Genomic DNA, 26,653 nt, shown 5'->3' with positions numbered 1-26,653 from the left:
GCTCAGCTTCAGCGCGTTCCTGGCCGGACGCCGACCCCGTTCCCGGCCGGGCTCTTCTGTCACGGTGTGCTCTCTGTGCTGTTGTGGCGGTCCGGGGCGATCACTGCGGGGTGTCCAGGCGGTAGCCGACGCCTCGGACCGTACGGATCAGGGTCGGCGACGACGGGACGTCCTCGACCTTGGCGCGCAGCCGCTGCACACAGGCGTCCACCAGCCGTGAGTCGCCCAGATAGTCGTGCTCCCACACCAGGCGCAGCAGTTGCTGCCGCGACAGCGCCTGCCCCGGCCTGCGGCTGAGCTCCAGCAGCAGCCGCAGCTCGGTCGGGGTCAGCTGGAGGTCCTCGCCGTTCTTGGTGACCGTCATGGCCGCCCGGTCGATGACCAGGGAGCCGAACGACGCGGAGTCGTTCGACTCCCGCTCGCCGCGGCGCAGCACCGCGCGGATCCGGGCGTCGAGCACCCGGCCCTGCACGGGCTTGACCACATAGTCGTCCGCGCCGGACTCCAGCCCGACCACGACGTCGATGTCGTCGTTGCGCGCGGTCAGCAGGATGATCGGCAGCTGGTCGGTGCGGCGGATCCGCCGGCACACCTCGAAACCGTCGATACCGGGCAGCATGACGTCCAGCACGATCAGGTCCGGCCGCTGCTCGCGCAGCAGTTTCAGGCCGTCCTCACCCGTCGCCGCGGTCACCACACGGTGGCCCTGGCGGGACAGGGAGAACTCAAGAGCCGTGCGGATGGCGTCGTCGTCCTCGATCAGCAACAGGAAAGGCACGGTGGTCATTCTGGCCTACGACTGGCCGGTAGTTCGACCGAAGCCGCCGCGCACGCGGCCCGCGGCCTGTTGCAGGGCTGTGACAGTCGGCGGACAACGCGATGAAACTGGCCCGCCAGGCTTGGGGACATCGGGCGGCAGGACGGCCCGGGAACGCAAACGGACCGAAGCTGGCTCCACCGACGGGGGGCGCGAGATGAACACACTGCACAGCACCACGACCAGCGCAGTCATTCGCACGCGCCTGCACGACGCCGGGCGGGGCCCGGAGAAGTCCGGTGCCGTGGGCGGGCGGGGGTGCGCCCGCGGCACCGGACGTGTACGGCCGCCGTACATGGTGGCGATCGACGCGGTCACGTACGGGGAGGCCACGGGGGCCTCGGGGGAGGGCAAGGGCGCGTCCCGGACGAAGCAGGCGGACGCCGAAGCGGCGTTCACCGCCTACGTCCAGGAGCGCCGGGCCTCCCTGTACGCGACCGCCTACCACCTGACCGGTGACCGGCACGAGGCCGAGGACCTGCTCCAGAGCGCGCTGTTCTCCACGTACCGCGCCTGGGACCGGATCACCGACAAGGCGGCCGTCGGCGGTTACCTCCGCCGCACGATGACCAATCTGCACATCAGCGCCTGGCGCCGGCGCAAGCTGAACGAGTACCCGACGGAGGAGCTGCCGGAGACGGTCGGCGAGACCGACGCGATGCGCGGCACCGAACTGCGCGCCGTCCTCTGGCAGGCGCTGGCCCGGCTGCCCGAGCTCCAGCGCACGATGCTCGTCCTGCGCTACTACGAGGGCCGTACGGACCCGGAGATCGCGGAGATCCTCGACATCAGCGTCGGCACGGTCAAGAGCAGCATCTGGCGCTCCCTGCGCCGGCTGCGCGACGACGAGGTCATCGGCTCCGGCCGGGGCGTCGCGGAGTCCTTCGGCGAGCTGGTGGCCTGAGGAGCCGGAAGACCAAGGGGCCCCGGGGGGACGGGGAACGCTCGGGGGAGCGGACGGGGGCCACGGGGGAGGAGCGGGCGGACAGCCGGGGGGTATGTCCGCCCGCTCCGCTGTTTCCCGAAAGCGGTCACCGCGTCAGACGCGGACGCCCTCCCGGCGGCCCGCGGCCGCGGCGGCTATCCGGCCCATGGCGGTCTCCTTGCCGCAGGCGTACGCGCCGAGCGCCGTCTGGCCGGCCACGATGCCGCGCTCGGCGCGCATCAGCCGCAGGCCGCGGCGGATCAGGTACGGGGCGGACTTGCGGCCCTCCCGCAGGTCGCGCAGCAGCCGGCGGCGGAACGTCGTCGAGGGGCGGCCGCGCAGGCACAGGGCGTCGGCGAGCACGCCCATGTCCCGGCAGTCCTCGATGATGTGGGCGGCGAAGATGCCCTCCGCTATGAACAGCGGGGTGCGGCCGATGTCGAACATGGCCTCGCCGGTGCGCGAGCTGGTGGCGATGTCGTACACCGGCACGCTCGTACGGGACGTGCGGCACAGCTCGGCTATTGCGCCCACCGCCGCGAGGTGGTCCCAGGAGCGGGGCGAGTCCCAGTCGGCGCCCGAGCCGGGCTCCCCTTCCACGAGCAGCGGGAGCGTCGGGTCGTCGCCCTCCTTGTAGAAGTCGTCGAGGTTGAGGACGGGCAGCCCGGTGCGGGCCGCGAGGGACGACTTTCCGGAACCGGACGGGCCGGTCAGCAGGATGACGCGCGCGGGGGTCATATGGGGAGTCACGGGAAACCAGTGTGAGGCATTGGGCCGCATGGGGGATCCCCCCGGGTCGGAGGGTGCGCGCAGTGTCACGATCCCGCTACGGTGCGTTGTCGTTCCATCCTGTACCTCACGACCCGGCAGGTGCCCATGGCCTCGCACGCACGACACGCACGCTCTTCCCGCCCCTCCTCCTCGCGCGGTCTGGTGCGCGTCGGGCTGACCGTCTCGGCGGGTGCGGCCATCGTCGCGGGCGGCGCGGGAGCCGCGAACGCCGCGCCCATGGCGCCCAGGACGGGCCCCCGGGCCGAGCTGGGGGTGACGTCCATCGACGCGGCCACGGCCGGTGCGGACACGGCGCTCGGCGCGTCCTCGGAGGGCGCGCTGCGGTCCCTGGAGGCGCTGAAGCTCAACCCGCTGGCGGGCACGGGCAGCGACCCGTTCGCCAACGCGGTGGGCACACAGGTCGCCGACTTCGAGCCGGTGAGCACGTCCTCCGTCACGGAGCCGCTGACGAACGGCGCCGCGCTCCAGGACCTGGCCCTGCTGGACCAGGCGGCGAGCCTCCTGCCGCCACTGCCGATTTAAGGGCGGGCGTCCTCAAACTCCGGACGGGCTGGATTTCGGCTGAGCTCAGCCGAAATCCAGCCCGTCCGGTCGTGGTGCGTCAGTAGGACGAGCCGCCCGCGCCCAGTGAACCCGTCGGGTGCCAGACGGTGCGCGTCTCCAGGAACGCCGTCATCCGCTCGGTGCCCGGCGTCGCGGCCCAGTCCACAGCCTGTGGACGGAGAACGCGCTTGAGGTTGTCCGCCGCAGCGATCTCCAGCTCCGTCGCGAGCGCGGCGTCCGCACCCGCCAGGTCGATCGCGTTGACGTCCTGGTGCGCGGCCAGCGACGGCGCGATCTCCGCCGTACGGCCCGACAGGACGTTGACGACACCGCCGGGGACGTCGGACGTCGCCAGCACCTCGCCCAGGGACAGCGCGGGCAGCGGGGCCTTCTCTGAGGCCACGACCACGACCGTGTTGCCGGTGGCGATCGCGGGGGCGATCACCGAGACCAGGCCGAGGAACGACGACTCCTGCGGGGCCAGCACGGCGACGACGCCGGTCGGCTCGGTGGAGGAGACGTTGAAGTACGGGCCTGCGACCGGGTTGGTGGCACCGGTGATCTGGCCGATCTTGTCGGTCCAGCCCGCGTACCAGACCCAGCGGTCGATCGCGGCGTCCACCTGGGCCGCGGCCTTCGCCTTGGACAGGCCCTCGGCGTCGGCGACCTCCGCCACGAACTGGTCGCGGCGGCCCTCCAGCATCTCGGCGACGCGGTAGAGGACCTGGCCGCGGTTGTACGCGGTCGCGCCCGACCAGCCGCCGACGGCCTTGCGGGCCGCGACGACCGCGTCACGGGCGTCCTTGCGGGAGGACTGCGGGGCGTTGGCGAGCCAGTTGCCCTTGGAGTCGGTCACCTCGTACACCCGTCCGCTCTCGGACCGGGGGAACTTGCCCCCGACGAACAGCTTGTAGGTCTTGAAGACAGCCAGGCGATCAGACATCGAGGTAGGCCTCCAGACCGTGACGGCCGCCCTCGCGGCCGAAGCCCGACTCCTTGAAGCCGCCGAACGGCGAGGTCGGGTCGAACTTGTTGAACGTGTTGGCCCAGACGACGCCCGCGCGCAGCTTGCCCGCGACGGCCAGCATCCGCGAGCCCTTCTCCGTCCAGATGCCGGCGGAGAGGCCGTACTGCGAGTTGTTCGCCTTGGCGACCGCCTCGGCCGGGGTGCGGAAGGACAGCACCGAGAGCACCGGGCCGAAGATCTCCTCGCGGGCGATCCGGTGGGCCTGGGTGACGTTCGTGAACAGCGTCGGCGCGAACCAGTAACCCGCGGACGGCAGCTCGCAGGCCGGGGCCCAGCGCTCCGCGCCCTCCGCCTCGCCGCTGTCGGCCAGCTCCGTGATCCGGGCCAGCTGCTCGGCGGAGTTGATCGCGCCGATGTCGGTGTTCTTGTCCAGCGGGTCGCCCAGGCGCAGCGTCGACAGACGGCGCTTGAGGGAGTCCAGCAGCTCGTCCTGGATCGACTCCTGCACCAGCAGGCGGGAGCCCGCGCAGCAGACCTGGCCCTGGTTGAAGAAGATGCCCTGGACGATGCCCTCGACGGCCTGGTCGATGGGGGCGTCGTCGAAGACGATGTTGGCGCCCTTGCCGCCCAGCTCCAGCGTGAGCTTCTTGTCCGTCCCCGCGACCGTACGGGCGATGGCCTTGCCGACCGCCGTGGAGCCGGTGAACGCGACCTTGTTCACGTCCTCGTGCGCCACCAGCGCGGCGCCCGTGGTGCCGTCGCCCGTGACGATGTTGACGACGCCCTTCGGCAGCCCGGCCTGGCGGCAGATGTCCGCGAAGAACAGCGCCGACAGCGGGGTCGTCTCGGCCGGCTTCAGGACGACGGTGTTGCCCGTCGCCAGCGCCGGGGCGATCTTCCACGCCAGCATCAGCAGCGGGAAGTTCCACGGGATGACCTGGCCCGCGACGCCCAGCGGGCGGGGGCTGGCGCCGTAGCCCGCGTGGTCGAGCTTGTCGGCCCAGCCCGCGTAGTAGAAGAAGTGCGCGGCGACCAGCGGGAGGTCCGCGTCGCGGGTCTCCTTGATCGGCTTGCCGTTGTCCAGGGTCTCCAGGACGGCCAGCTCGCGCGAGCGCTCCTGGATGATCCGCGCGATGCGGAAGAGGTACTTCGCGCGCTCCGAGCCGGGCAGCGCCGACCACTTCTCGAACGCCTTGCGGGCCGCCTTCACCGCGCGGTCCACGTCCTCCGCGGAACCCTGCGCGACCTCGGACAGCACCTCCTCGGAGGAGGGGCTGACCGTCTTGAAGACCTTGCCGCCGGTCGCTTCGGTGAACTCGCCGTCGATGAACAGGCCGTAGGACGGGGCGATGTCGACGACCGCCCGCGACTCGAGGGCCGGTGCGTAAGTGAAAGACATGATCAGTCCACCGTGACGTAGTCGGGACCGGAGTAGCGCCCGGTGCTCAGCTTCTGCCGCTGCATCAGCAGGTCGTTCAGCAGGCTGGAGGCACCGAAGCGGAACCAGGTGTTGTCCAGCCACTCCTCGCCCACGGTCTCGTTGACCAGGACCAGGAACTTGATCGCGTCCTTGGTCGTGCGGATGCCGCCGGCCGGCTTCACACCGACCTGGACGCCCGTCTGCGCCCGGAAGTCGCGCACGGCCTCCAGCATCAGCAGCGTGTTGGCCGGGGTCGCGTTCACCGCGACCTTGCCGGTCGAGGTCTTGATGAAGTCGGCGCCCGCGAGCATCCCGATCCAGGACGCGCGGCGGATGTTGTCGTACGTCGACAGCTCGCCGGTCTCGAAGATGACCTTGAGGCGGGCCTTGTCGCCGCACTCCGCCCGGACCGCGCGGATCTCCTCGAAGACGTCCATGTACCGGCCGGCGAGGAACGCCCCGCGGTCGATGACCATGTCGATCTCGTCCGCCCCGGCGGCGATGGCGTCCCGGGTGTCGGCCAGCTTCACCGGCAGCGCGGCGCGGCCGGCGGGGAACGCGGTGGCGACGGACGCGACCTTGACGTCCGTGCCCTTCAGGGCGGCCTTGGCGGTCGCCACCATGTCCGGATAGACGCAGACCGCGGCGGTCGTGGGCGTCGTACGGTCGGTCGGGTCGGGGTGGACGGCCTTGGCGGCGAGCGCCCGGACCTTGCCCGGGGTGTCTGCGCCTTCCAGCGTCGTCAGGTCGATCATCGAGATCGCGAGGTCGATGGCATAGGCCTTCGCCGTCGTCTTGATCGAGCGGGTGCCGAGCGAGGCGGCGCGGGCCTCCAGCCCGACCGCGTCGACGCCCGGGAGGCCGTGCAGGAAGCGGCGCAGCGTGCTGTCGGAGGCGGTCACGTCCGCCAGCTCCTTCAGCCGCCCCGCGGCGTCATTGCCGTGTGCGGGAACTGTGGTGGGCATGGTCACCAGATGAGCATATCTACGCGCGTAGCGCGTGTCACCCCCTCTGTCGGATCCGGTGTCCGGGGGCTTCCTTTGAGCTCCTGCCGTCCCCTCTTGTGGCGCGTGGGGCACAATCGCCGCATGACGAGCCCGGACGACTCCTCCGCCCCGCAGACCCCGTACGCCGACCGGTGCTACCGCTCGCCCGCGGGGATCGCGAGCGGCGTGCTGCTGCTCCTCCTCGCCGCCTGGCTGGGCGGCGACGCCGTCTTCCGCGGCTCCGGCCGGACGCCCTGGCTGACCCTCGCCGGCCTGCTCTGCGTCGTACCGCTGATCGTCGCCTTCACGCTGCGGCCCGCGGTGTGGGCGGGCGAGAAGCGGCTGCTGGTGCGGAACCCGTTCCGGACGATCACCGTGCCGTGGGGTTGCGTCGAGGACGTACGGGCCGGGTACTCCAGCGAGCTCTTCGCCGGGGGCGCGAAGTATCAGCTCTGGTCGATCCCGGTGTCGCTGCGCAAGCGGAAGGCTGCGGCGCGGCGGGGTGTGGATGAGGCGGCTGTGCGGGCGCCGGCGGATCAGGCGATCGAGGAGATCCGGGAGTTGGCGGCGCGCCATGCGTCCGATGATGGCGGCGGGGTGTTGGTGCGGTGGGCTTATGAGGTGTTGGTGCCGGTGGGGGTGGGGGTTGTGCTTTTGGTTGTGCTCGGGGTTTTGGGCTGAGGTCTCTTTGCGGGTGCGGCTTTGTTTGCGCCTGCGGCGGGGCGCCCTGCGGGCGCGGCCTCAAGTGCCGGCTGGGCTGGGTTGTGGGTGGCCGGGGGCGTGGCCTCCGGGGCAGGGGTCCTGGACCGTATATTTACGGCGCGTTGCCCTCTTGGGTGTTGAGTGCCCGGGGCTTGCGCCGCAAATACACGTCAGCGTCCAGGACCCCTGCCCCTGCGGCCCCACCCCCTCCCGCCGGAGAGCGGCCTCAGCGTCGCCGACGGCGGGCGGGTGGCACCGGAAAGGGTGCCCATCACCTTCCGAGTAACGGGCGGTCGCGGGCGGGTAGCCGACCGCGGCGGGCGGGTGCCGACGGGCCGGGGCGGCACGGGAGGGCGTGCGCTTACGCCTCTGGGCGATCGGGTGGCGTGGGTGGGCATGTCCCGCCGCGGTAGCGGCGGGTGGCCGACCGCGGCGGGATCGTGGAGGTGCCCTAGATGCCCGCTGCCTGGGAGAGGTCGCGCTTGATGTGGGTCAGGACATCCGTCGCGCGGGCGCGCGCGTCCGTCAGGGCGATCGCGGACGCGACCGGGACGACGACCTCCAGGTAGCACTTGATCTTCGGCTCCGTGCCCGACGGCCGGACGATGACCCGCGCCCCCGAGACGGTTCCGGAGGCGTCACCGGCGAGGTGATAGCGCAGGCCGTCCGTCGGCGGCAGCGCCTCCGAGCCCTTGGCCAGGTCCTCGGCCGAGGTCACCTGGAGGCCGGCCAGCACCGCGGGCGGCTGCTCGCGCAGGCGGCGCATCGCGTCGGAGATCAGGGACAGGTCCTCGACGCGCACCGAGAGCTGGTCCGTGGCGTGCAGGCCGTGCTCGACCGCGAGGTCGTCCAGCAGGTCCGTGAGCGTACGGCCGGTCTCCTTGAGCTCGGCCGCCAGCTCGGCGACCAGCAGGGCGGCGGTGATGCCGTCCTTGTCGCGTACGCCCTCGGGGTCGACGCAGTAACCCAGCGCCTCCTCGTACGCGTAGCGCAGGCCGTCCACGCGGGCCAGCCACTTGAAGCCGGTGAGGGTCTCCTCGTAGTCGGCGCCGGGAGCGGCGGCCGCGATGCGGGAGAGGAGGGACGAGGAGACGATCGTGGTCGCGAACGTGCCCTGCGCCTTCTTGTGCACCAGGTGCGTGGCCAGCAGCGCGCCCACCTCGTCGCCGCGCAGCATGCGCCAGCCCTCGGCGGACTCGGGGTCCGGCACGGCGACGGCGCAGCGGTCGGCGTCGGGGTCGTTGGCGATGACGATGTCCGGCTGGGCCTCGCGGGCCGTCGCGAACGCCAGGTCCATCGCGCCCGGCTCCTCCGGGTTGGGGAAGGAGACGGTCGGGAAGTCCGGGTCGGGCTCGGCCTGCTCGGCGACCACCGTCGGCGCGGGGAATCCGGCCCGCTCGAAGGCGGCGGTCAGGACGGTGCGGCCGACGCCGTGCATGGGCGTGTAGACGACGCGTACGTCCCGGGCGGAGCCATTGGTCAGGACCGCGTCCGTACGCTCCAGGTAGGCCTGCACGATCGTGTCGCGGAGGGTCTCCCAGCCGGCGGAGGGACGGGGCACGTCGTCCAGGCTCTCGACCGCGGCGATCTCGGCGGCGATCTCCGCGTCGGCCGGGGGCACGATCTGGGAGCCGTCGCCGAGGTAGACCTTGTAGCCGTTGTCGCGCGGCGGGTTGTGGCTGGCCGTCACCTCGACGCCCGCGACCGCGCCCAGGTGGCGGATCGCGAAGGCGAGCACGGGGGTGGGCAGCGGCCGGGGGAGCAGCGCGGCCTTCAGGCCCGCGCCGACCATCACGGCCGCGGTGTCCAGGGCGAAGTCGGCGCTCTTGTGGCGGGCGTCGTAGCCGATGACGACGGTGCCGCCGACGTGGCCCTGCTTCTTGAGGTACGCGGCGAGACCGGTGGCCGCGCGGATCACGACGGCGCGGTTCATGCGCATGGGACCGGCGCCCAGCTCACCGCGGAGACCGGCCGTACCGAACTGGAGGGTGCCGCCGAAGCGGACGCTCAGCTCGGCGGTGTCCCCGGCGTCGATGAGCCGGGCGAGCTCGTCACGGGTGTCGGGGTCGGGGTCCTCGGCCAGCCACGACTTGGCTCGCGCGATGAGGTCTCGCTCCACGGTTTCTCCTCCGGAGTGGTCGAGTGTCTGGGCGGCGGTTCCGCTGCGCTCTGCCGGGGGCGCAGGTCCGTCGCCGGGTGTTGCATCGTTGCCCTGGCGCAGGGCTGGTAAATCACATGTTGCTGCGCTGTGGGCCAGGCCACTCGCCGCGGTCGGCTGCCCGCCGCTACCGCGGCGGGTCACACCCACCCGCGACCGCCCGTTACTCGGAAGGCGATGGGCACCCGTTCCGGTGCCACCCGCTCACCGTCGGCGGCGTACGGCGTAGCCGCGAAAGCCACCCCCAACGGCCTGCAAGTCGCTCTCCGGCGGGAGGGGGTGGGGCCGCAGGGTGGGGTTCTGGAACGCGGTGCGTTGTCACGGCACGCAATACACGTCACGGCGCCACGCACCGCGTTCCAGGTTCCCGGCCCGGAGGCCACGCCCCCGGCCACCCACAACCCAGCCCGGCCGGCGCTTGAGGCCGCGCCCGCAGGGCGCCCCGCCGCAGGCGCGAACAAAGCCGCACAAAGCAAGCAGCAGACCTACAGCCGGTCGAGCACCGAAGCCAGCAGAGACCCCATCGCGGTCGCGGAGTCGCGCCCGGCCTGGAGAACCTCTTCGTGGTTGAGCGGCTCGCCCGTCATGCCCGCGGCCAGGTTCGTGACCAGGGAGATGCCGAGGACCTCGGCGCCGGCCTCACGGGCGGCGATGGCCTCGAGAGTGGTGGACATGCCGACCAGGTCCGCACCGAGCGTGCGGATCATCTTGATCTCCGCGGGCGTCTCGTAGTGCGGGCCGGGGAACTGGACGTAGACGCCCTCTTCGAGGGTCGGGTCGACCTCCTGGCAGAGGCTGCGCAGCCGCGGCGAGTAGAGGTCGGTGAGGTCGACGAAGTTGGCGCCGACGATCGGCGAGGTCGCCGTGAGGTTGATGTGGTCGCTGATCAGCACCGGCTGGCCGGGGCGCATGCCCTCGCGGAGGCCGCCGCAGCCGTTGGTGAGGACGATGGTCTTGCAGCCGGCGGCGACGGCGGTGCGGACGCCGTGCACGACGGAGGCGACGCCGCGGCCCTCGTAGTAGTGCGTGCGGCCGAGGAAGACCAGGACGCGCTTGTCGTTGACCTTGTACGAGCGGACGGTGCCCGCGTGGCCGGCGACGGCGGCGGCGGAGAAGCCCGGGAGGTCGGTGACCGGGAACTCGATCTCGGGGGTGCCGAGGGCTTCGGTGGCGGGAACCCATCCGGAGCCCATGACCAGGGCGACGTCGTGGGTCTCGGCGCCCGTGAGCTCGCGCAGGCGGGAGGCGGCGGCGTCGGCCGCGGTGTACGGGTCGGTCTGGGGGGTAACTGATGCGTTCACGCGGACGAGGGTAGCCGCTATTCGCCTACGCGCGTAGATGTCGCCGATGACGGTGTTCCGATTGTTGCTTTGTGGAATGCGACGAGACGGATTCGTCAGAGAAATCCGCGGGGCCCGGCGCGGCGGCCGGGAAGCCGCCGCGCCGGGCCCCGCGGACGGCACCGCCGATGCCTCAGCAGGGCCGCTTCCGGAGCTCCATCACATAGTCGTGCGGCGCCCCGGCCGACTCTGCGGCGTCGGCGATCTCGCCGAGGTAGCGCGCGGAGGGCAGCCCGCCCTCGTAGCCGTTGAGGACGTACACCCAGGCGGGCTCCTCGCCGTCCAGGGTGTGCACGCGGACCCTCATCCGGCGGTAGATGTCGAGGCCGACACCCTCCCAACGGTCCATCGAGTCCTCGTCCATCGGGGCGATGTCGTAGAGCGCGACGAAGACCTGGGAGCGCGGCGCCTCGACGACGGTCGCGAGCGCCCCCTCCCAGCCCAGCTGCTCCCCGCCGAACGTCAGTCGCCAGTCGGCGAGCCAGCCCGTGCCGCGCAGGGGCGAGTGGGGTGCGCGGCGGGACATCAGCCGCGCGTCGAGGTTGCCGGCGTACGCGGCGTAGAGCGACATGGCTCCGAGAGTACGGGAGTGAGGCGGAACGGCATTTGGGGTGGCAGTCTCGAAGGGAGGTTCGTCCGGAACCTCCTGCCGGTCCTCGCACGGATGCCCGTAGGGATGTACGTAGGGATTTACGTACGGATCCCCCGGGGGAGGCCCCGGGAGAAGTCGCTTTGATGGGTGCGGGACAATGGAGTACGTGACTCGGATCGTGATCATCGGTGGCGGACCCGGCGGCTATGAGGCGGCGCTCGTCGCCGCGCAGCTCGGCGCGGAGGTGACCGTCGTCGACTGCGACGGTCTGGGCGGGGCGTCGGTGCTCACCGACTGTGTGCCCTCGAAGACCCTTATTGCGACGGCTGAGGTGATGACGACCTTCGACTCCTCGTACGAGGAGCTGGGCATCATCGTCGCGGACACTGCATCCGACAGCGGCTGCGCCGCGGGCCCACCGCAGGAACAGGCGGCGCGGGTCGTGGGCGTGGACCTGGGCAAGGTCAACCGCCGTGTGAAGCGGCTGGCGCTGGCGCAGTCGCACGACATCACCGCGTCCGTCACCCGGGCGGGCGCGCGCGTGCTGCGCGGCCGCGGCCGGCTGGAGCCGAACCAGGCCCCGGACGGTTCGCGCAAGGTCGTCGTGCGGGCCGTCGACGGCACCGAGGAGACGCTGGTCGCGGACGCGGTGCTGATCGCCACGGGCGCGCACCCGCGGGAGATCCCGGACGCGCTGCCGGACGGCGAGCGGATCCTGAACTGGACGCAGGTCTACGACCTGGACGAGCTCCCCGAGGAGCTCATCGTGGTCGGCTCGGGCGTCACCGGCGCGGAGTTCGCCGGTGCCTACCAGGCCCTCGGGTCGAAGGTCACGCTGGTGTCCTCGCGCGACCGCGTGCTGCCGGGCGAGGACCCCGACGCGGCCGCGGTGCTGGAGGACGTCTTCCGGCGGCGCGGGATGAACGTGATGGCGCGGTCGCGGGCGCAGTCCGCGAAGCGCGTCGGCGACCGCGTGGAGGTCACGCTGGCCGACGGCCGGGTGATCACGGGTACGCACTGTCTGATGGCCGTCGGCTCGATCCCCAACACGGAGGGGATCGGCCTGGAGGAGTCCGGCGTCCGGCTCAAGGAGTCGGGCCACATCTGGACGGACCGGGTCTCGCGCACGAGCGCGCCGGGCGTCTACGCGGCCGGTGACTGCACCGGGGTGCTGGCGCTCGCGTCGGTCGCGGCGATGCAGGGCCGCATCGCGATGTACCACTTCCTGGGTGACGCGGTGGCGCCGCTCAATCTCAAGGCTGTATCCGCGAACGTATTTACGGATCCGGAGATTGCGACGGTCGGTTATACGCAGGCCGATGTCGACAGCGGCAGGATTGACGCCCGCATGGTGAAGCTGCCGCTGCTGCGGAATCCGCGGGCGAAGATGCAGGGTATTCGCGACGGTTTCGTGAAGATGTTCTGCCGTCCGGGTACGGGCATCGTGGTCGGCGGTGTGGTGGTCGCGCCGCGTGCGAGCGAGCTGATCCACCCCATTTCGATCGCGGTCGACAACAACCTGACCGTGGAACAGATCGCCAACGCGTTCACCGTCTACCCCTCGCTGTCCGGCTCCCTCGCCGAGGTGGCCCGCCAGCTGCACGCGAGGAAGACGCAGCGCGAGGGGTAGCGGACCGGGGAGTTCCCTATACCACGTCATACGGTCCGCAGCGGACAACTTCCGTAAAATTCTGCAACCTGCTGAAAACGGATGGTCGTTGGCGTTACTGTCGGTTTCGTGTTCGCTGCAGAACGTCGTCAATTGATCCTCGAAATGGTGCGCGCCAACGGAGCGGTTTCGCTCCGTGAGCTCGCCCGCGTCGTCCAGACCTCCGAAGTGACCGTACGGCGGGACGTGCGGGCATTGGAGGCAGAAGGACTGCTCGACCGCCGGCACGGCGGTGCGGTGTTGCCGGGCGGTTTCACCAGGGAGTCCGGCTTCCCGCAGAAATCCCATCTAGCGACCGCGGAGAAGACGGCCATCGCCGATCTCGCGGCGAGCTTTGTCGAAGAGGGCGAAGCGGTAGTCGTCGGCGCCGGTACGACCACGCAGGAGCTGGCCCGCCGGCTCGCGCGCGTGCCGGGCCTGACCGTGGTCACCAACTCCCTGCTCGTCGCCCAGGCACTGGCCCACGCCAACCGGGTCGAGGTCGTGATGACCGGCGGCACGCTGCGCGGCTCCAACTACGCCCTGGTGGGCAGCGGGGCCGAGCAGTCGCTGCACGGGCTGCGGGTGTCCAGAGCGTTCCTGTCCGGCAGCGGGCTGACCGCCGAGCGCGGCCTGTCCACGTCCAACATGCTCTCCGCGAGCGTGGACCGGGCGCTGGTGCAGGCGGCCGCGGAGGTCGTGGTGCTGGCGGACCACACGAAGCTGGGCACCGACACCATGTTCCAGACGGTGCCCACCGACGTGATCACCCGCCTCGTGACGGACGCGCCCCCGGGGCACGACGACCGCGCGGCCACGGAGCTCCAGGCCCTCGCGGACCAGGGCGTCCACATCTCGGTCGCGGGGCCCGGCGCGGGGTCGGGCTCGGGACCGACGGGCGTCCCCGGCGGGGGCGAGGCGGTGCCGCCGGGCCGCCGCCGCGACGTGCCGCTGCCTGGACAGCGGCGCACCCACCCGATGGGGCCCGGGCAGCCGCCAGGGCCGGTGCAGGGGGGGCCGCCGGGCCCCCAGCTGCGCAGCGCGGTGTCCCTGGGCGACCAGGCGACCGCGCGGGTGGCCGACCTGGCGCCCAGGCGGCGCTGACGCGGGGCCTCAGGCGTCGGACGGGCTGTCCCCGCAGTCCCGTCCGGCGCTCGCGGGCGCCTTCAGACCGGTGAGCGTGAGCATCAGGAGCCGGTCCGCGAGACCGGGGTCGTCCGGCGACTGCTCCACGGCCAGGGAGATCGCGTTCGTCAGCTGCATCACATCCACGATGCCGACGTCCTCCCGGACCGCCCCCGCCCCCTGGGCGCGGGCGAGCAGCTCGCTGCCAGCCTCCCGCATCGGCAGGCTGCACCGCGACATCGCGGACGCCTCGTCGCTCTGCGCGGCCATCAGGGCGCGCGACAGCCCCCGGTAGGTGCTGGCGTGCGCCACGATCGCCCGCAGCCAGTCCACGAGCGCCCGGCAGGGCTCGGGCGAGGCCAGCAGCTCCCGCGACCGGGCCAGCAGGGCATCGACCTCGCCCTGGAAGACGGCGCTCATCAGGGCCGTGCGGTTGGGGAAGTGGCGGTAGAGGGTCCCGATGCCGACGCCCGCGCGACGGGCGATGTCTTCGAGGGAGGCGTCCGTGCCGTGTGCGGTGAAGGCGGTACGGGCTTCCACGAGCAGCCGCTCGTAGTTGCGCCGCGCGTCCGCGCGCATGGGGCGTGGCGCGTGTGTGGTCTCCGTGGTCATTGCCGCCTCCCTTGGGGTCCCCGCGGCTCAAGAATGCCATTCGCTTCGCGGGGGGCGGGTTGGGGTGGGCGTGCCTTTGCTTCCGGGTGCGGCTTGTCGGCGCCTGCGGCGGAGCGCCCTGCGGGCGCGTCCTCAAACGCCGGACGGGCTGGATTCGCGGACCGTAGCCCGTGAATCCAGCCCGTCCAGGGTCCGGGGCGGAGCCCCGGTTCCCGCGTCAGTCCTTGATCTCGCAGATGACCGCTCCGGAGGAGACCGATGCGCCGACCTCCGCCGTGATGCCCTTGACCGTGCCCGCGCGGTGCGCGTTCAGCGGCTGTTCCATCTTCATCGCTTCGAGGACCACGATGAGATCGCCCTCGGCGACTTCCTGGCCCTCCTCGACCGCGACCTTGACGATCGTGCCCTGCATCGGGGACGTGAGCGCGTCACCCGAAGCCGCGGAGCCCGACTTCTTCGTCGCGCGCCGCTTCGGCTTCGCGCCGCCCGCAGCCGCCGTACGGGCGATGGTCATGCCCAGCGACGACGGCAGGGAGACCTCCAGCCGCTTCCCGCCGACCTCGACGACGACCGTCTCGCGCCCGGGGGCCTCTTCCTCGTCCTCGGCGACCGCGCCCGCGAAGGCCGGGATCTCGTTGACGAATTCGGTTTCGATCCAGCGGGTGTGGATGTGGAAGGGATCGGCGGTGAAGGCGGGGTCGGTGACGACGGCGCGGTGGAAGGGGATGGCGGTGGCCATGCCCTCGACCGTGAACTCGCCCAGCGCGCGGGCCGCGCGCTGGAGCGCCTGCTCACGCGTCGCACCCGTCACGATCAGCTTGGCCAGGAGAGAATCCCACGCCGGGCCGATGACCGAACCCGCCTCCACACCTGCGTCGAGGCGGACGCCGGGGCCGGAGGGGGCGTCGAAGCGGGTGACGGTGCCGGGGGCGGGCAGGAAGCCCCGGCCCGGGTCCTCGCCGTTGATACGGAACTCGAAGGAGTGCCCGCGCAGCGGCGGGTCGTCGTAGCCGAGTTCTTCGCCGTCGGCGATGCGGAACATCTCCCGTACGAGGTCGATGCCGGTGACCTCCTCGGTGACCGGGTGCTCGACCTGCAGGCGGGTGTTGACCTCCAGGAAGGAGATCGTCCCGTCCTGCCCGACCAGGAACTCGCACGTGCCCGCGCCCTCGTACCCGGCCTCGCGGAGGATGGCCTTGGAGGCACGGTAGAGCTCGGCGTTCTGCTCCTGGGTGAGGAACGGTGCCGGGGCTTCTTCGACGAGCTTCTGGTGGCGGCGCTGGAGCGAGCAGTCACGGGTGGAGACCACCACGACGTTGCCGTGCTGGTCGGCCAGGCACTGGGTCTCGACGTGACGGGGCCGGTCGAGGTAGCGCTCGACGAAGCACTCCCCGCGCCCGAACGCGGCGACCGCCTCGCGGACGGCGGAGTCGTAGAGCTCGGGCACCTCCTCCAGCGTCCGGGCGACCTTCAGACCGCGTCCGCCGCCGCCGAAGGCGGCCTTGATGGCGATGGGCAGCCCGTGTTCCCGGGCGAAGGCGACGACCTCGTCCGCACCGGTGACGGGGTCGGGGGTTCCGGCGACCAGCGGTGCGCCGGCGCGCTGGGCGATGTGACGGGCCGCCACCTTGTCGCCGAGGTCGCGGATGGCCTGCGGGGGCGGGCCGATCCAGGTCAGGCCCGCGTCGAGGACGGCCTGCGCGAAGTCCGCGTTCTCGGACAGGAATCCGTATCCGGGGTGGACGGCGTCCGCACCCGATTCGGCTGCTGCGGCTAGCACCTTGGCCACGTCGAGGTAGCTCGTCGCCGGGGTGTCACCGCCCAGCGCGTACGCCTCGTCGGCGACGCGGACATGCGACGCATCCCGGTCCGGATCGGCGTAGACCGCCACACTTCCGATCCCGGCGTCCCGGCATGCACGAGCGACGCGGACAGCGATTTCGCCACGGTTGGCGATGAGCACCTTGCGCACGATGGCTCCCTCCTTGAAACAAGGTGAGTTTAGGTACAGGCAACACTCTGTGCCGACCCGACTCCCGGGGTGAGCTTGCCCACACGGAGCGTGAAAGACGGGCCGGGAAGAGGCCGGAAATCCCGGTTCTCCCACGGTACGCCGGGTTCCGCGGCCGATGGCGGTCCGGCCGTGTGGGCAAGATCTCGATCAATGATCCGGATGTGCGGTGCGCATTCTTTGTTGACTCCCTACGAAGGGGTGACAGAAAGTTTGCGCGGTCGCCGGACGGTCGCGGTGGACGCGGGGGCCGCGTCTCCCTCCCTTTTCTCCGGTGTACCCATGGGTAGCGCCGATCCTGCGTCTACCCGGTGGTAACCACCCAGCCGAGCGGAGCGTTCCGGTCCGCTCAGTGCGCCGGTGGACCTCCGGCGCACTGACGGGCAGCCAACTTGCCCGCCTCCGCCGCAACATGGCGCAGCGTCCGGGTCACCTGCCGCCTGTGCCGGTGGAAGTCCTCCAGCGGCAGCGCGGCGGAGACGGCCGTCATCGCGCCGCCTCCGGTGGACGGCACGGGCACGGCCACGCACGCCACTCCCGGCGCGCACTCCTCGATCTCCACCGCGACCCCTTCCCGCCGCACCCGCCTCAGCTCCTGGTCCAGCAGCTCGGGCGAGGTGATGGTGCGTGGGGTGATGGCCCGCATGCCGCTCGCGCTCAGATAGCGCAGGCGGGCGGCGCGCGGGAGGGCGGAGAGCAGCATCTTGCCGTGGGCCGTCGCATGCCCGTCGGGGTCCTGCCCGACGCCGAAGCCCCCGGTCGCCGGAACGGAAGCGGAAGTTCCGGCGAGGACGGCGATGTCCCCGTCCCTGTAGGTGCTGAAGTACGTGTCCGCGCCCACCGCCAGCCGGGCCGAGAGCAGCAGCCCGTGCACCTCGTCGTCCAGCCGCATCTGCCGCTGGAAGGCGCGGTGCAGGGACGGCACGCGGTAGCCGAGGGTGTAGCCGCCCGCGGTCCGCACGACGTGGCCCCGGGCCGTGAGGGCGCCCAGCAGCTCGTACACCGTGGACAGCCCGCAGCCGGTCAGCCGGGCGAGCGCCTTGGCGGTCACGGGTCCCGAGGAGCTCGCGACGGCGTCGAGGACGTCGAGGGCGCGGTCGACGGACTGGGGCATGGCTGCGGGGGCTCCTCGGGCGCCGGCGTGGACGAACCGGAATGCGGACGTGGACCCTCCAGCTTGGCACAGCGCCCGGGAGTGCCCGCGTCAGCCCTTGAGCGGCGCCTTCTCCCGCAGGAGCTCGACGAACGCGCGCATCCACGCCGGGTGGTCGTTCCAGGCCCGGGCGGAGACCATGTTGCCGTCCACGACGGCCTCGGCGTCCACGAACGTCCCCCCGGCCAGCCGCACGTCCGGCTCGCAGGCGGGCCAGGCGGCCGTCCTGCGCCCCTGGAGCACGCCCAGCGGGGCGAGGGCCACCACGGCGTGGCAGATGTGCGCGACGGGCTTGTCGGCGGCGAAGAAGGCCGTGATGATCCGCTGGAAGTCGGCGTTCAGGCGCAGGAACTCGGGCGCCCGGCCGCCAGGGACGACCACGGCCGCGTAGTCGGCGGGGTTCACCTGCGCGAGGGCGATGTCGGCGGGCCAGCAGTGGCCGGGCTTCTCGGTGTAGGTGTCGAAGTCGGACACGAAGTCGTGCACCACGAACTGGAGCTTCTTCACGGTCGGCGCGGCGATGTCGACCTCGTAGCCCTCCTCCAGCAGGCGCTGGTAGGGGTACATGACCTCCAGGTCCTCGGCGGCGTCGCCGGTGGTGATGAGGATCCTCGGCATGGCTGGCTCTCCTCGGTGTCGGTTAACCCGAATATGCGCCGGGGCGCGGACGGGAAAACCGGTGGGGCGCCCGCCGTCCGGTCAACGGCACGGCGCGCCCGCCGACTTCGGGCGGGCGGCGCGGGCCCGCGCGGCGGCCGTCGGCGGCCCTGTGCGCCCCGCAGAGGGACGAGCCCCCCGAGTGGCGCAAGGAATGGTGACCGACGCGCACCGACCTCGTTGGTGGGGCATGATCAAGCGCATTGCAGCCGCCGCCGTTCTCGCCGGCGCCGCCCTCACCATGACCGCCACCGTCGCCTCGGCCGCACCCATGCCGCATACCCCCACCTCGAACGCGGGGGAGACCGTCGCCCCACCGAACGGGGAGATGGTTCCGGACAAGCCGCCGACCAGCATCTCCCCGGACGGCACGAGGGAGCTGGGGAAGCTGAACCAACTCGGTCAGGTAACCCAGGTCACCAAGGCGCTGGATCCGGCACTGGGCCTGCTGGCGCCGATCACCGGGCTCGTGCCGGCCTGACCCCGGCCCCCGGCCCACGAACGCCGGTACGAGCCGAGACCCGGCCCGTACCGGCGTTCGTGCTGTGTTCTCATACGTGCGGCGTCAGACCCACAGGTCCGTGATCGGGGTGCCCAGGTCGGCCAGGAGCCGGCGCAGTAGCGGGAGCGACAGGCCGATGACGTTGCCGTGGTCGCCGTCGATGCCCTCGACGAAGGGCGCGGACCGGCCGTCGAGGGTGAAGGCGCCCGCGACGTGCAGCGGTTCGCCGGAGGCCACGTACGCGGCGATCTCGGCGTCGGTCGGCTCGCCGAACCGCACGGTCGTGGAGGCCGTCGCCGAGGTGCTCCGCCCGGTGGCCGTGTCGATCACGCAGTGGCCCGTCCGCAGCACGCCCGAGCGGCCGCGCATCGACTTCCAGCGGGCCGTGGCGTCCTCGGCGTCCACCGGCTTGCCGAGCGCCAGGCCGTCCAGCTCCAGCACCGAGTCGCAGCCGACGACAAGCGCTCCCGCCGCCTCCGGCCGCGCGGCGACCGCCTCGGCCTTGGCCTCGGCGAGGACGCGGGCGAGCTCGGCGGGGGTCGGGGCGGTGATCGCGTCCTCGTCCACGCCGCTGACGATCACCTCGGGCGCGAGCCCCGCGTTGCGGAGCAGCCCGAGGCGGGCGGGGGACTGGGAGGCGAGGACGAGGCGGCGCTGAGCGGTCATCCCGCCATCGTAGAGGGGCCCCGGAGGGCTACTTCTTGAGCACGGCCTGCATGACGTTCTTGGCGATGGGGCCCGCTAGGCCGCCGCCGGAGATCTCCTCGCGGTCGATGCCCGAGCCCTCAGGGTCGATGAAGACCGCGACCGCGACCGGGGAGCCGTCGCCCTGCTTGGCGTAGGAGACGAACCAGGCGTACGGCAGCTTCTCGTTGTTGACGCCGTGCTGGGCGGTGCCGGTCTTGGCGCCGACGGTGACGCCGTCGATCAGGGCCTTCTTGCCGGTGCCGTTCTGGGCGGTGTTCTCCATCATCGACTGCACCTTGCGCGCGGTGTCGGCGGAGACGGCCTGCTCCATCACCTCGGGCTTGTGCTTCTCCAGCACGCTGAGGTCGGGGCCGCGCAGCTCCTCCACCATGTACGGCTTCATCAGCTTGCCGTCGTTGGCGAGCCCGGCGGTCATCATGGCGATCTGGAGCGGGGTGCTGTCGAGGCTGCCCTGGCCCATGCCGGTCAGCGCGGTCTGCGGGCGGTCGAGCTTCTTGGGGTAGATGCTCTCGACGGCCCGGACGGGGATGTCCACCTTGGGGTTGTTGAACCCGAACTTCTCCGCCGTCTCGCGCATCTTGTCGACGCCCAGCTTGTCCGCGAGGTCGAGGAAGACGTTGTTGCACGACCACTGGAGGCCGGACTTCAGCGAGCCCTTGTCGCAGTCCGGGGTCTGCACGTCGTTGCGGACGTAGGTCGTGGTGTTGGGGAGCTTGTACGGGGTGGGGGCGTCGCCCTTGGCGTTGATGTCGGTGACGACGCCGTGCTCCAGGGCCGCCGCCGCGGTGAGGATCTTGAAGGTGGAGCCCGGCGGGTAGCGGTCCTTCAGCGCCCGGTTGAGCAGCGGCTTGTTCTTGTCGGCCTCCAGCTTCTTCCAGGCGTCCGAGTCCTTGGTCCGGTCGCCGGCGAAGACCGACGGGTCGTACGAGGGGGTCGAGGCGAGGGCCAGGACCTTGCCGGTGCGCGGGTCAAGGGCGACGACGGCGCCCTTGTACTTGCCGAGGCCCTCGTAGGCCGCCTTCTGCGCCTTGGGGTCGATGGTGGTGACCACGTCGCCGCCGCGCGGCTTCTTGCCGGTGAGCAGGTCGGTGGTGTGCTGGAAGAGGAGCTTGTCGTCGCGGCCGCTCAGCAGCTTGTCGTTGAGGCTCTCCAGCTGCGAGCTGAGGTAGATCTGCGAGGAGTAGCCCGTGACGGGGGCGTACATCTCGCCGTCCTTGTACGTGCGCTTGTACTTGAGGTCGCCGCTGTTGGTCTCGACGGACCCGGTGACGGACTCTCCGCCGACGATGATGTTGCCGCGGGGCTGGGAGAAGGTGGCGATCTTCGTGCGCCGGTTGTGCTCGTTGTCGGAGAGCTCGTTGCCGCGCACGAACTGGAGCAGGGTCGCCTGCACCAGCAGGGCGAGCACCAGCACCCCGACGAAGACGGATATGTGACGCACGGGTTTGTTCATGTTGTGACGCACTCCCGGAATCGCGGCAATTCACTGGGGATGACGTGAATGCTGCGTTTTCGGTTGCAGGCGTGCCGGGGCCGGGCGTGTCGCCCGGGGCCCGTCAGGGGCTCAGCCCGAGCAGGACGAACAGCGCCACCACGCCGATGGCCAGCACGAAGCCCGCCCGGCGGAGCATCGCCTGGACTTCGCGCAGCTCCTCGGGAGGCTCTTCGGGCGGGTCCGACCACAGCATGGCTCCCATGCTGCTGCCGGCCCGCCTCCGGCGCCTGAGTACGCGTACTCAGTCACGCCGGTACGAGGGTCAACTCCGGCAAAAGCCGGTGCCGGGCCCGCGTGGGGCCCGGCGCGAGGGGCGGTCAGGCGGGCCAGTACGACGTCCGCCAGGAGCGCGGCCCCGGGCGGGGCGTGCGCCGGGCGGTGACCCGGCGGGCCGGGTCGGCCCACTCGGCGCGGGCGGAGCCCTCCGGCGCGGCGGTCGCCCGGGCCGCCGCGCGGGCCTGGACCACCGCCAGGGCGGCGGCCAGCTCCTCGGGGGTCGGGTTGCCCCGTACGACCTTGATCATGGTCAGCTCCTCGACGGCGTGTCGTTTCTCCGGCGGCTCCGGCACGGCCCGGCCGCCTACAGCGGGATGTTGCCGTGCTTCTTGGGCGGCAGGCTCTCGCGCTTGTCCCGCAGCGCCCGCAGCCCGCGCACGATGTGGGTGCGCGTCTCGTGCGGCATGATCACCGCGTCGACGTAGCCGCGCTCGGCGGCCGCGTACGGGTTGAGCAGCGTGTCCTCGTAGTCGGCGATGAGCTTCGCGCGCAGCTCCTCCTGCTCCTCCGGGGTGTCCGCGGCAGCGATCGTCCGGCGGTGCAGGATGTTGACCGCGCCCTGGGCGCCCATGACCGCGATCTGGGCGGTGGGCCAGGCGAGGTTGAGGTCCGCGCCGAGGTGCTTGGAGCCCATGACGTCGTACGCCCCGCCGAACGCCTTGCGGGTGATCACCGTGATCAGCGGGACCGTGGCCTCGGCGTAGGCGTAGATCAGCTTGGCGCCGCGCCGGATGATGCCGTTGTACTCCTGGTCGGTGCCCGGGAGGAAGCCGGGCACGTCCACGAAGGTGAGCACCGGGATGTTGAAGGCGTCGCAGGTCCGGACGAACCGGGCCGCCTTCTCACTGGCGTTGATGTCCAGGCAGCCGGCGAACTGCAGCGGCTGGTTGGCGACGACGCCCACCGGGTGGCCCTCGATCCGGCCGAAGCCGGTGAGCATGTTCGGGGCGAACAGCGCCTGGGTCTCCAGGAACTCGCCGTCGTCCAGCACGTGTTCGATCGCGGTGTGCATGTCGTACGGCTGGTTGGCCGAGTCCGGGATCAGGGTGTCGAGCTCGCGGTCGGTGTCCGACGGCTCCAGGTCCGCCTCCTCGGGGAAGGCGGGCGGCTCGGAGAGGTTGTTGGACGGGAGGTAGGACAGCAGCGCCTTGACGTACTCGATGGCGTCCTTCTCGTCACCCGCCATGTGGTGCGCCACGCCCGAGGTGGTGTTGTGCGTACGGGCGCCGCCCAGCTCCTCGAAGCCGACGTCCTCGCCGGTGACGGTCTTGATGACGTCCGGGCCCGTGATGAACATGTGCGAGGTCTGATCGACCATCACCGTGAAGTCGGTGATCGCGGGGGAGTAGACCGCGCCGCCCGCGCAGGGGCCGACGATCAGGGAGATCTGCGGGACCACCCCGGAGGCGTGCACGTTGCGGCGGAAGATCTCGGCGAACAGGCCGAGGGCGACCACGCCCTCCTGAATGCGCGCGCCGCCGCCGTCGTTGATGCCGACGACCGGGCAGCCGTTCTTCAGCGCGAAGTCCATGACCTTGACGATCTTCTCGCCGTAGACCTCGCCGAGCGAACCGCCGAAGATCGTGAAGTCCTGGGAGTAGACGCAGATCGTCCGGCCGTCGACGGTGCCGTAGCCGGTGACGACGCCGTCCCCGTACGGCCGGTTCTTCTCGATGCCGAAGTTGGTCGAGCGGTGCCGGGCGAACTCGTCCAGCTCGACGAAGGAACCTTCATCCAGCAGCAGCGCGATGCGCTCCCGGGCCGTCAACTTGCCTTTGGCGTGCTGCTTCTCCACCGCCCGCGCGGAGCCCGCGTGCGTCGCCTCCTCGATCCTGCGCTGGAGGTCCGCGAGCTTGCCCGCGGTGGTGTGGATGTCGATATCGGATCCACGGGTGGTGTCTGGCTCGGACATCGGGATGCGGCTCCTGCTCGTCCAGAGGGGGCTGACTGGGCTACCGGTTCGTAGCGTATCCGCGTGGATGCGCTACGGCACTGCGTCGTTGGCCACACCGGTCCCTCGCCCACCGCTTCCCGCCGGCGGCTCCTATGGTGGCTCCTATGACGCCCTCCGACGCCTCCGGCAACCGCTGGTCCGACCTGGACCGCCCGCCCCTCAACACCCCCGCGCTGCGGCGCGGACTGCTGCGGCCCGACGGGCTGTGGACCTCCCTGGATGTGGCCGTCCGGACCGGGTCGACCAACTCGGACCTGGTCGCCGCCGCCGCGTCCGGCGCGGCGAAGGAGGGCGCGGTGCTGGTCGCCGAGGAACAGTCCGCCGGGCGCGGGCGGCTGGACCGGACCTGGTCGGCGCCGCCGCGCTCCGGACTGTTCTTCTCCGTCCTCCTCACCCCGGGCCCCGGCGTGCCCGTCGAGCTCTGGGGCTGGCTGCCGCTGCTCGCCGGCGTGGCGACGGCGACCGCGCTCTCCCGGGCCGCGGGCGTCGACACCGCCCTGAAGTGGCCCAATGACCTGCTCGTCACCGTCGACGGCGCCGAGCGCAAGGCCGGCGGCATCCTCGCCGAGCGCGCCGGTGACAGCGTTGTCGTGGGCATCGGGCTCAACGTCTCCCTGCGCGCCGACGAACTGCCCGTGCCGACGGCCGGTTCGCTGGCCCTGGCCGGAGCGCACACCGTGGACCGCGACCCGCTGCTGCGGGCCGTGCTCCGCTCCCTGGAGGAGTGGTACGGCGAGTGGCGGCGCGCCGGGGGCGACCCCGGCGCGTGCCGTCTCCAGGAGGCGTACGCGGCGGGCTGCGCCACGCTCGGCCGCACCGTACGGGCCGAACTGCCCGGCGGGCGCGAGCTCGTCGGGGAGGCTGTGGCCGTGGACGGGGACGGCCGGCTGGTGCTGGCGACGGGCGACGGGGTGCGGCAGCCGGTGGGCGCGGGCGACATCGTCCACCTACGGCCCGCGCTGTCGGAAGAGTGAGCTACGGCACACCTGTCGTATCGTTGTGCCCGGAACCTAAGCGAGCAGTGATCGGCAGGGCAGTGCGCACGGAACTGACAGGGGGCGGGCGGTGACCGCCGACGGTGGGGGGACCTCCCGTGCCGTTGAGGCCACGGGTGACGACGGGGCCGCGCACGGGAACGCCGGGGGAGCCGAGGGCGGCACCGGCAGGTCCGGCGCGAACGGCGGCGCGGAGAGCACCGGCCGCGCGGCCGCCAAGGGGGTCGAGGAGTACGGCGACGAGGGCGGCGACCCCATCGCCCTGCGGCTGGAGGCGCTGATCCTCGGCGCCGAGCGCCGCTACACCCCCTTCCAGGCCGCGCGCGCGGCCGGCGTCTCCATGGACCTGGCCGCCCGCTTCTGGCGCGCCATGGGCTTCGCCGACATCGGCCAGGCCCGCGCGCTGACCGAGGCGGACGTCCTCGCCCTGCGGCGCCTCGCCGGCCTGGTCGAGGCCGGGCTGCTCAGCGAGCCGATGGCCGTGCAGGTCGCCCGCTCCACCGGGCAGACCACGGCCCGGCTCGCCGACTGGCAGATCGACTCCTTCCTGGAGGGCCTGACCGAGCCTCAGGAACCGGGCATGACCCGGACGGAGATCACCTATCCGCTGGTCGAACTGCTGCTGCCGGAGCTCGAGGAGTTCCTCATCTACGTCTGGCGGCGCCAGCTCGCCGCCGCCACCGGCCGCGTCGTCCAGGCCCAGGACGACGCCGAGATGGTCGACCGGCGCCTCGCCGTGGGCTTCGCCGACCTCGTGGGCTTCACCCGCCTGACGCGCCGTCTGGAGGAGGAGGAGCTGGGCGAGCTGGTCGAGGCGTTCGAGACCACCGCCGCCGACCTCGTGGCCGCGCACGGCGGCCGGCTGATCAAGACCCTGGGCGACGAGGTGCTCTACGCGGCCGACGACGCGGGCACCGCCGCCGAGATCGGCCTGCGGCTGATCGAGACCATGACCCACGACGAGACGATGCCCGAACTCCGCGTCGGCATCGCCTTCGGCACCGTCACGACCCGCATGGGCGACGTCTTCGGCACGACCGTGAACCTGGCCTCCCGGCTGACGTCGATAGCGCCGAAGGACGCCGTCCTCGTCGACAGCGCATTCGCCGAGGAACTCGCCCGCAGCGGCGACGCGCCGAAGTCGGAGGCGGAGGTGGGGCCGGAGGCGGACGACCAGTACCGCTTCGCGCTCCAGCCGATGTGGCAGCGGCCGGTGCGCGGCCTGGGCGTGGTGGAGCCCTGGCTGCTCACCCGCAGGGGCGGCTGACGGCCCGCCCCCGCTCTGGACATCTCCCCGGCGGGCGAAGATCCTTGCGAAAGGTTCACGGTCGTTAACAGGAGGTCGCATGAGTGAGCAGCGCTTCGGCGAATGGATCCGGATCCAGCGGCACGGCCACGTCGCCGAGCTCGTGCTCGACCGCCCCGAGGCCATGAACGCCGTCTCCACCGAGATGGGCCGCCGCATCGCGGAGGCCACCGCGGCCCTCGCCGCCGACCTCTCGGCGCGGGTCGTCGTGCTCACGTCCACGCACGAGCGCGCGTTCTGCGTCGGGGCCGACCTCAAGGAGCGCAACTCCTTCACCGACGCCGACCTCGCGCGGCAGCGCCCGCACGCCCGCGCCGCGTACACCGGTGTGCTGGAGCTGCCGATGCCGACCGTCGCCGCGGTGCACGGGTTCGCGCTGGGCGGCGGGTTCGAACTGGCCCTGTCCTGCGATGTGATCGTGGCCGACAGCACGGCCGTCGTGGGCCTGCCCGAGGTGTCGGTCGGGGTGATCCCGGGCGGCGGCGGCACCCAGCTGCTGCCCCGCCGCGTCGGCGCCGCGCGCGCGGCCGAACTGATCTTCACGGCGCGGCGGGTACCGGCCGAGGAGGCCCGCGACCTGGGCCTGGTGGACCAGCTCGTGCCGGAGGGCGAGGACCGCACGTCGGCGCTGGCGCTGGCCGCGACCATGGCGGCGAACTCCCCCGTGGGCCTGCGCGCCGCGAAGCGGGCGCTGCGGCTGGGTCATGGTCTGGACCTCCGCACGGGGCTGGAGGTCGAGGACGCGGCTTGGCGAACGGTCGCGTTCTCGGGAGACCGGGTCGAGGGCGTCGCAGCATTCAACGAGCGCCGCCCGCCGCAGTGGCCGGGGGAGTAGGACTTCCGGGCGCGCAATTCAGCCCGTGGGGGCACCTCTGGGGGCACCCCCGGACGGAGTCTGGGGGAGGTAGCTGGGGGAGTTTGAGGACGCTCCCGAAGGGAGCTCCCGCCGCAGGCGGCAACGGACCCGCA

At 71.9% G+C, this 26,653-nt stretch carries 26 protein-coding genes; 9 read left to right on the top strand and 17 right to left on the bottom strand.

Translation table 11 applies throughout. From position 1 onward, the window contains the following. Nucleotides 1-100: 100 nt before the first annotated feature. Complete coding sequence (gene afsQ1, locus ABD269_RS04760) at nt 101-778, bottom strand: two-component system response regulator AfsQ1 (protein WP_205519231.1); 678 nt, start codon at nt 776-778, stop codon at nt 101-103. 196 nt (nt 779-974) lie between these two features. On the opposite strand from afsQ1, the gene ABD269_RS04755 reads away from it, so the two are divergent. After that, complete coding sequence (locus ABD269_RS04755) at nt 975-1,721, top strand: SigE family RNA polymerase sigma factor (RefSeq protein WP_116213575.1); 747 nt, start codon at nt 975-977, stop codon at nt 1,719-1,721. Between the two features lie 135 nt (nt 1,722-1,856). On the opposite strand, the gene ABD269_RS04750 is transcribed toward ABD269_RS04755, so the two are convergent. Continuing rightward, nucleotides 1,857-2,522 carry a uridine kinase family protein gene (locus ABD269_RS04750; RefSeq protein ID WP_344116316.1) on the bottom strand — a complete coding sequence of 222 codons (666 nt, stop codon included), beginning with the start codon at nt 2,520-2,522 and terminating at the stop codon, nt 1,857-1,859. Nucleotides 2,523-2,618: 96 nt separating this feature from the next. Here ABD269_RS04750 and ABD269_RS04745 point away from each other — a divergent pair, with 96 nt between their 5' ends. Then, complete coding sequence (locus ABD269_RS04745) at nt 2,619-3,056, top strand: hypothetical protein (protein WP_301892819.1); 438 nt, start codon at nt 2,619-2,621, stop codon at nt 3,054-3,056. Nucleotides 3,057-3,135: 79 nt separating this feature from the next. On the opposite strand, the gene ABD269_RS04740 is transcribed toward ABD269_RS04745, so the two are convergent. Genes ABD269_RS04740 through deoC form a run of 3 tightly spaced genes read right to left on the bottom strand, consistent with a single transcriptional unit; the run spans nt 3,136 to nt 6,429 of the window. Continuing rightward, nucleotides 3,136-4,020, bottom strand: a complete 885-nt coding sequence (locus ABD269_RS04740; protein WP_344116313.1) for an aldehyde dehydrogenase family protein — start codon at nt 4,018-4,020, stop codon at nt 3,136-3,138. Continuing rightward, nucleotides 4,013-5,443 (bottom strand): aldehyde dehydrogenase family protein, encoded by a 1,431-nt coding sequence (locus ABD269_RS04735; RefSeq protein WP_425572832.1) that lies wholly within the window; start codon nt 5,441-5,443, stop codon nt 4,013-4,015. Before ABD269_RS04735 ends, ABD269_RS04740 begins: the two co-directional genes overlap by 8 nt. Nucleotides 5,444-5,445: 2 nt before the next feature. Continuing rightward, nucleotides 5,446-6,429, bottom strand: coding sequence for a deoxyribose-phosphate aldolase (gene deoC / locus ABD269_RS04730; protein WP_301894354.1), 984 nt, complete (start codon nt 6,427-6,429; stop codon nt 5,446-5,448). 123 nt (nt 6,430-6,552) lie between these two features. On the opposite strand from deoC, the gene ABD269_RS04725 reads away from it, so the two are divergent. Then, complete coding sequence (locus ABD269_RS04725; RefSeq protein ID WP_301892816.1) at nt 6,553-7,131, top strand: PH domain-containing protein; 579 nt, start codon at nt 6,553-6,555, stop codon at nt 7,129-7,131. A 472-nt stretch (nt 7,132-7,603) separates the two neighbouring features. Here the strand turns inward: ABD269_RS04725 and ABD269_RS04720 are convergent, their stop codons facing one another. The 3 genes from ABD269_RS04720 to ABD269_RS04710 form a co-directional block, all read right to left on the bottom strand. After that, nucleotides 7,604-9,271 (bottom strand): phospho-sugar mutase, encoded by a 1,668-nt coding sequence (locus ABD269_RS04720; protein ID WP_344116310.1) that lies wholly within the window; start codon nt 9,269-9,271, stop codon nt 7,604-7,606. A gap of 524 nt (nt 9,272-9,795) precedes the next feature. After that, nucleotides 9,796-10,611: a purine-nucleoside phosphorylase gene (locus ABD269_RS04715; RefSeq protein ID WP_301892814.1), complete on the bottom strand. Its 816-nt coding sequence runs from the start codon at nt 10,609-10,611 to the stop codon at nt 9,796-9,798. A gap of 172 nt (nt 10,612-10,783) precedes the next feature. After that, nucleotides 10,784-11,221 carry a gamma-glutamylcyclotransferase family protein gene (locus tag ABD269_RS04710; protein WP_116213584.1) on the bottom strand — a complete coding sequence of 146 codons (438 nt, stop codon included), beginning with the start codon at nt 11,219-11,221 and terminating at the stop codon, nt 10,784-10,786. A gap of 178 nt (nt 11,222-11,399) precedes the next feature. On the opposite strand from ABD269_RS04710, the gene ABD269_RS04705 reads away from it, so the two are divergent. Together ABD269_RS04705 and ABD269_RS04700 are read left to right on the top strand one after the other, a co-directional pair. Beyond that, complete coding sequence (locus tag ABD269_RS04705; RefSeq protein ID WP_301892813.1) at nt 11,400-12,872, top strand: NAD(P)H-quinone dehydrogenase; 1,473 nt, start codon at nt 11,400-11,402, stop codon at nt 12,870-12,872. Between the two features lie 144 nt (nt 12,873-13,016). Then, nucleotides 13,017-13,994 carry a DeoR/GlpR family DNA-binding transcription regulator gene (locus ABD269_RS04700; protein WP_425572836.1) on the top strand — a complete coding sequence of 326 codons (978 nt, stop codon included), beginning with the start codon at nt 13,017-13,019 and terminating at the stop codon, nt 13,992-13,994. A 9-nt stretch (nt 13,995-14,003) separates the two neighbouring features. Here ABD269_RS04700 and ABD269_RS04695 read toward each other — a convergent pair whose 3' ends face one another. The 4 genes from ABD269_RS04695 to ABD269_RS04680 form a co-directional block, all read right to left on the bottom strand. Next, entirely contained in the window at nt 14,004-14,627 is a 624-nt protein-coding gene (locus ABD269_RS04695) for a TetR/AcrR family transcriptional regulator (protein ID WP_344116305.1), read from the bottom strand. Nucleotides 14,628-14,844: 217 nt separating this feature from the next. Then, nucleotides 14,845-16,599 carry an acetyl/propionyl/methylcrotonyl-CoA carboxylase subunit alpha gene (locus tag ABD269_RS04690; RefSeq protein WP_344116303.1) on the bottom strand — a complete coding sequence of 585 codons (1,755 nt, stop codon included), beginning with the start codon at nt 16,597-16,599 and terminating at the stop codon, nt 14,845-14,847. Nucleotides 16,600-16,987: 388 nt separating this feature from the next. Further along, on the bottom strand, nt 16,988-17,752 hold the full coding sequence (locus tag ABD269_RS04685) for an IclR family transcriptional regulator (RefSeq protein ID WP_344116301.1): 765 nt from the start codon (nt 17,750-17,752) through the stop codon (nt 16,988-16,990). Between the two features lie 90 nt (nt 17,753-17,842). Continuing rightward, a complete protein-coding gene (locus ABD269_RS04680) occupies nt 17,843-18,409 on the bottom strand; it encodes a DJ-1/PfpI family protein (RefSeq protein WP_344116299.1) in 567 nt (188 codons plus the stop codon). A gap of 196 nt (nt 18,410-18,605) precedes the next feature. On the opposite strand from ABD269_RS04680, the gene ABD269_RS04675 reads away from it, so the two are divergent. After that, the gene (locus ABD269_RS04675; RefSeq protein ID WP_344116297.1) at nt 18,606-18,929 is read left to right on the top strand and encodes a hypothetical protein; all 324 of its coding nucleotides are present in this window, start codon (nt 18,606-18,608) and stop codon (nt 18,927-18,929) included. Nucleotides 18,930-19,013: 84 nt separating this feature from the next. Here ABD269_RS04675 and ABD269_RS04670 read toward each other — a convergent pair whose 3' ends face one another. The 5 genes from ABD269_RS04670 to ABD269_RS04650 form a co-directional block, all read right to left on the bottom strand. Then, nucleotides 19,014-19,616, bottom strand: coding sequence for a Maf family protein (locus tag ABD269_RS04670; RefSeq protein WP_301892805.1), 603 nt, complete (start codon nt 19,614-19,616; stop codon nt 19,014-19,016). Between the two features lie 28 nt (nt 19,617-19,644). Then, nucleotides 19,645-21,111 carry a peptidoglycan D,D-transpeptidase FtsI family protein gene (locus tag ABD269_RS04665; RefSeq protein ID WP_344116295.1) on the bottom strand — a complete coding sequence of 489 codons (1,467 nt, stop codon included), beginning with the start codon at nt 21,109-21,111 and terminating at the stop codon, nt 19,645-19,647. A 103-nt stretch (nt 21,112-21,214) separates the two neighbouring features. Continuing rightward, on the bottom strand, nt 21,215-21,346 hold the full coding sequence (mmpB, locus tag ABD269_RS04660) for a morphogenic membrane protein MmpB (protein WP_275898590.1): 132 nt from the start codon (nt 21,344-21,346) through the stop codon (nt 21,215-21,217). A gap of 124 nt (nt 21,347-21,470) precedes the next feature. Beyond that, nucleotides 21,471-21,677: an acyl-CoA carboxylase subunit epsilon gene (locus tag ABD269_RS04655; RefSeq protein ID WP_301894352.1), complete on the bottom strand. Its 207-nt coding sequence runs from the start codon at nt 21,675-21,677 to the stop codon at nt 21,471-21,473. Nucleotides 21,678-21,733: 56 nt separating this feature from the next. Further along, nucleotides 21,734-23,341: an acyl-CoA carboxylase subunit beta gene (locus tag ABD269_RS04650; RefSeq protein ID WP_301892803.1), complete on the bottom strand. Its 1,608-nt coding sequence runs from the start codon at nt 23,339-23,341 to the stop codon at nt 21,734-21,736. Nucleotides 23,342-23,487: 146 nt separating this feature from the next. On the opposite strand from ABD269_RS04650, the gene ABD269_RS04645 reads away from it, so the two are divergent. From ABD269_RS04645 to ABD269_RS04635, 3 genes are all read left to right on the top strand, one after another. Further along, on the top strand, nt 23,488-24,357 hold the full coding sequence (locus tag ABD269_RS04645) for a biotin--[acetyl-CoA-carboxylase] ligase (protein ID WP_344116291.1): 870 nt from the start codon (nt 23,488-23,490) through the stop codon (nt 24,355-24,357). A gap of 91 nt (nt 24,358-24,448) precedes the next feature. After that, a complete protein-coding gene (locus ABD269_RS04640) occupies nt 24,449-25,645 on the top strand; it encodes an adenylate/guanylate cyclase domain-containing protein (RefSeq protein WP_344116288.1) in 1,197 nt (398 codons plus the stop codon). 79 nt (nt 25,646-25,724) lie between these two features. Next, nucleotides 25,725-26,519 carry an enoyl-CoA hydratase/isomerase family protein gene (locus tag ABD269_RS04635; RefSeq protein ID WP_344116286.1) on the top strand — a complete coding sequence of 265 codons (795 nt, stop codon included), beginning with the start codon at nt 25,725-25,727 and terminating at the stop codon, nt 26,517-26,519. The last annotated feature ends 134 nt before the right edge of the window (nt 26,520-26,653 follow it).

Origin of the sequence: Streptomyces blastmyceticus, from assembly GCF_039521185.1 — a bacterium.
GTDB classification, from domain to species: domain Bacteria; phylum Actinomycetota; class Actinomycetes; order Streptomycetales; family Streptomycetaceae; genus Streptomyces; species Streptomyces blastmyceticus.
Note: the sequence above shows the minus strand (reverse complement) of the source record. Positions and strands in the feature narration are given on the sequence as shown.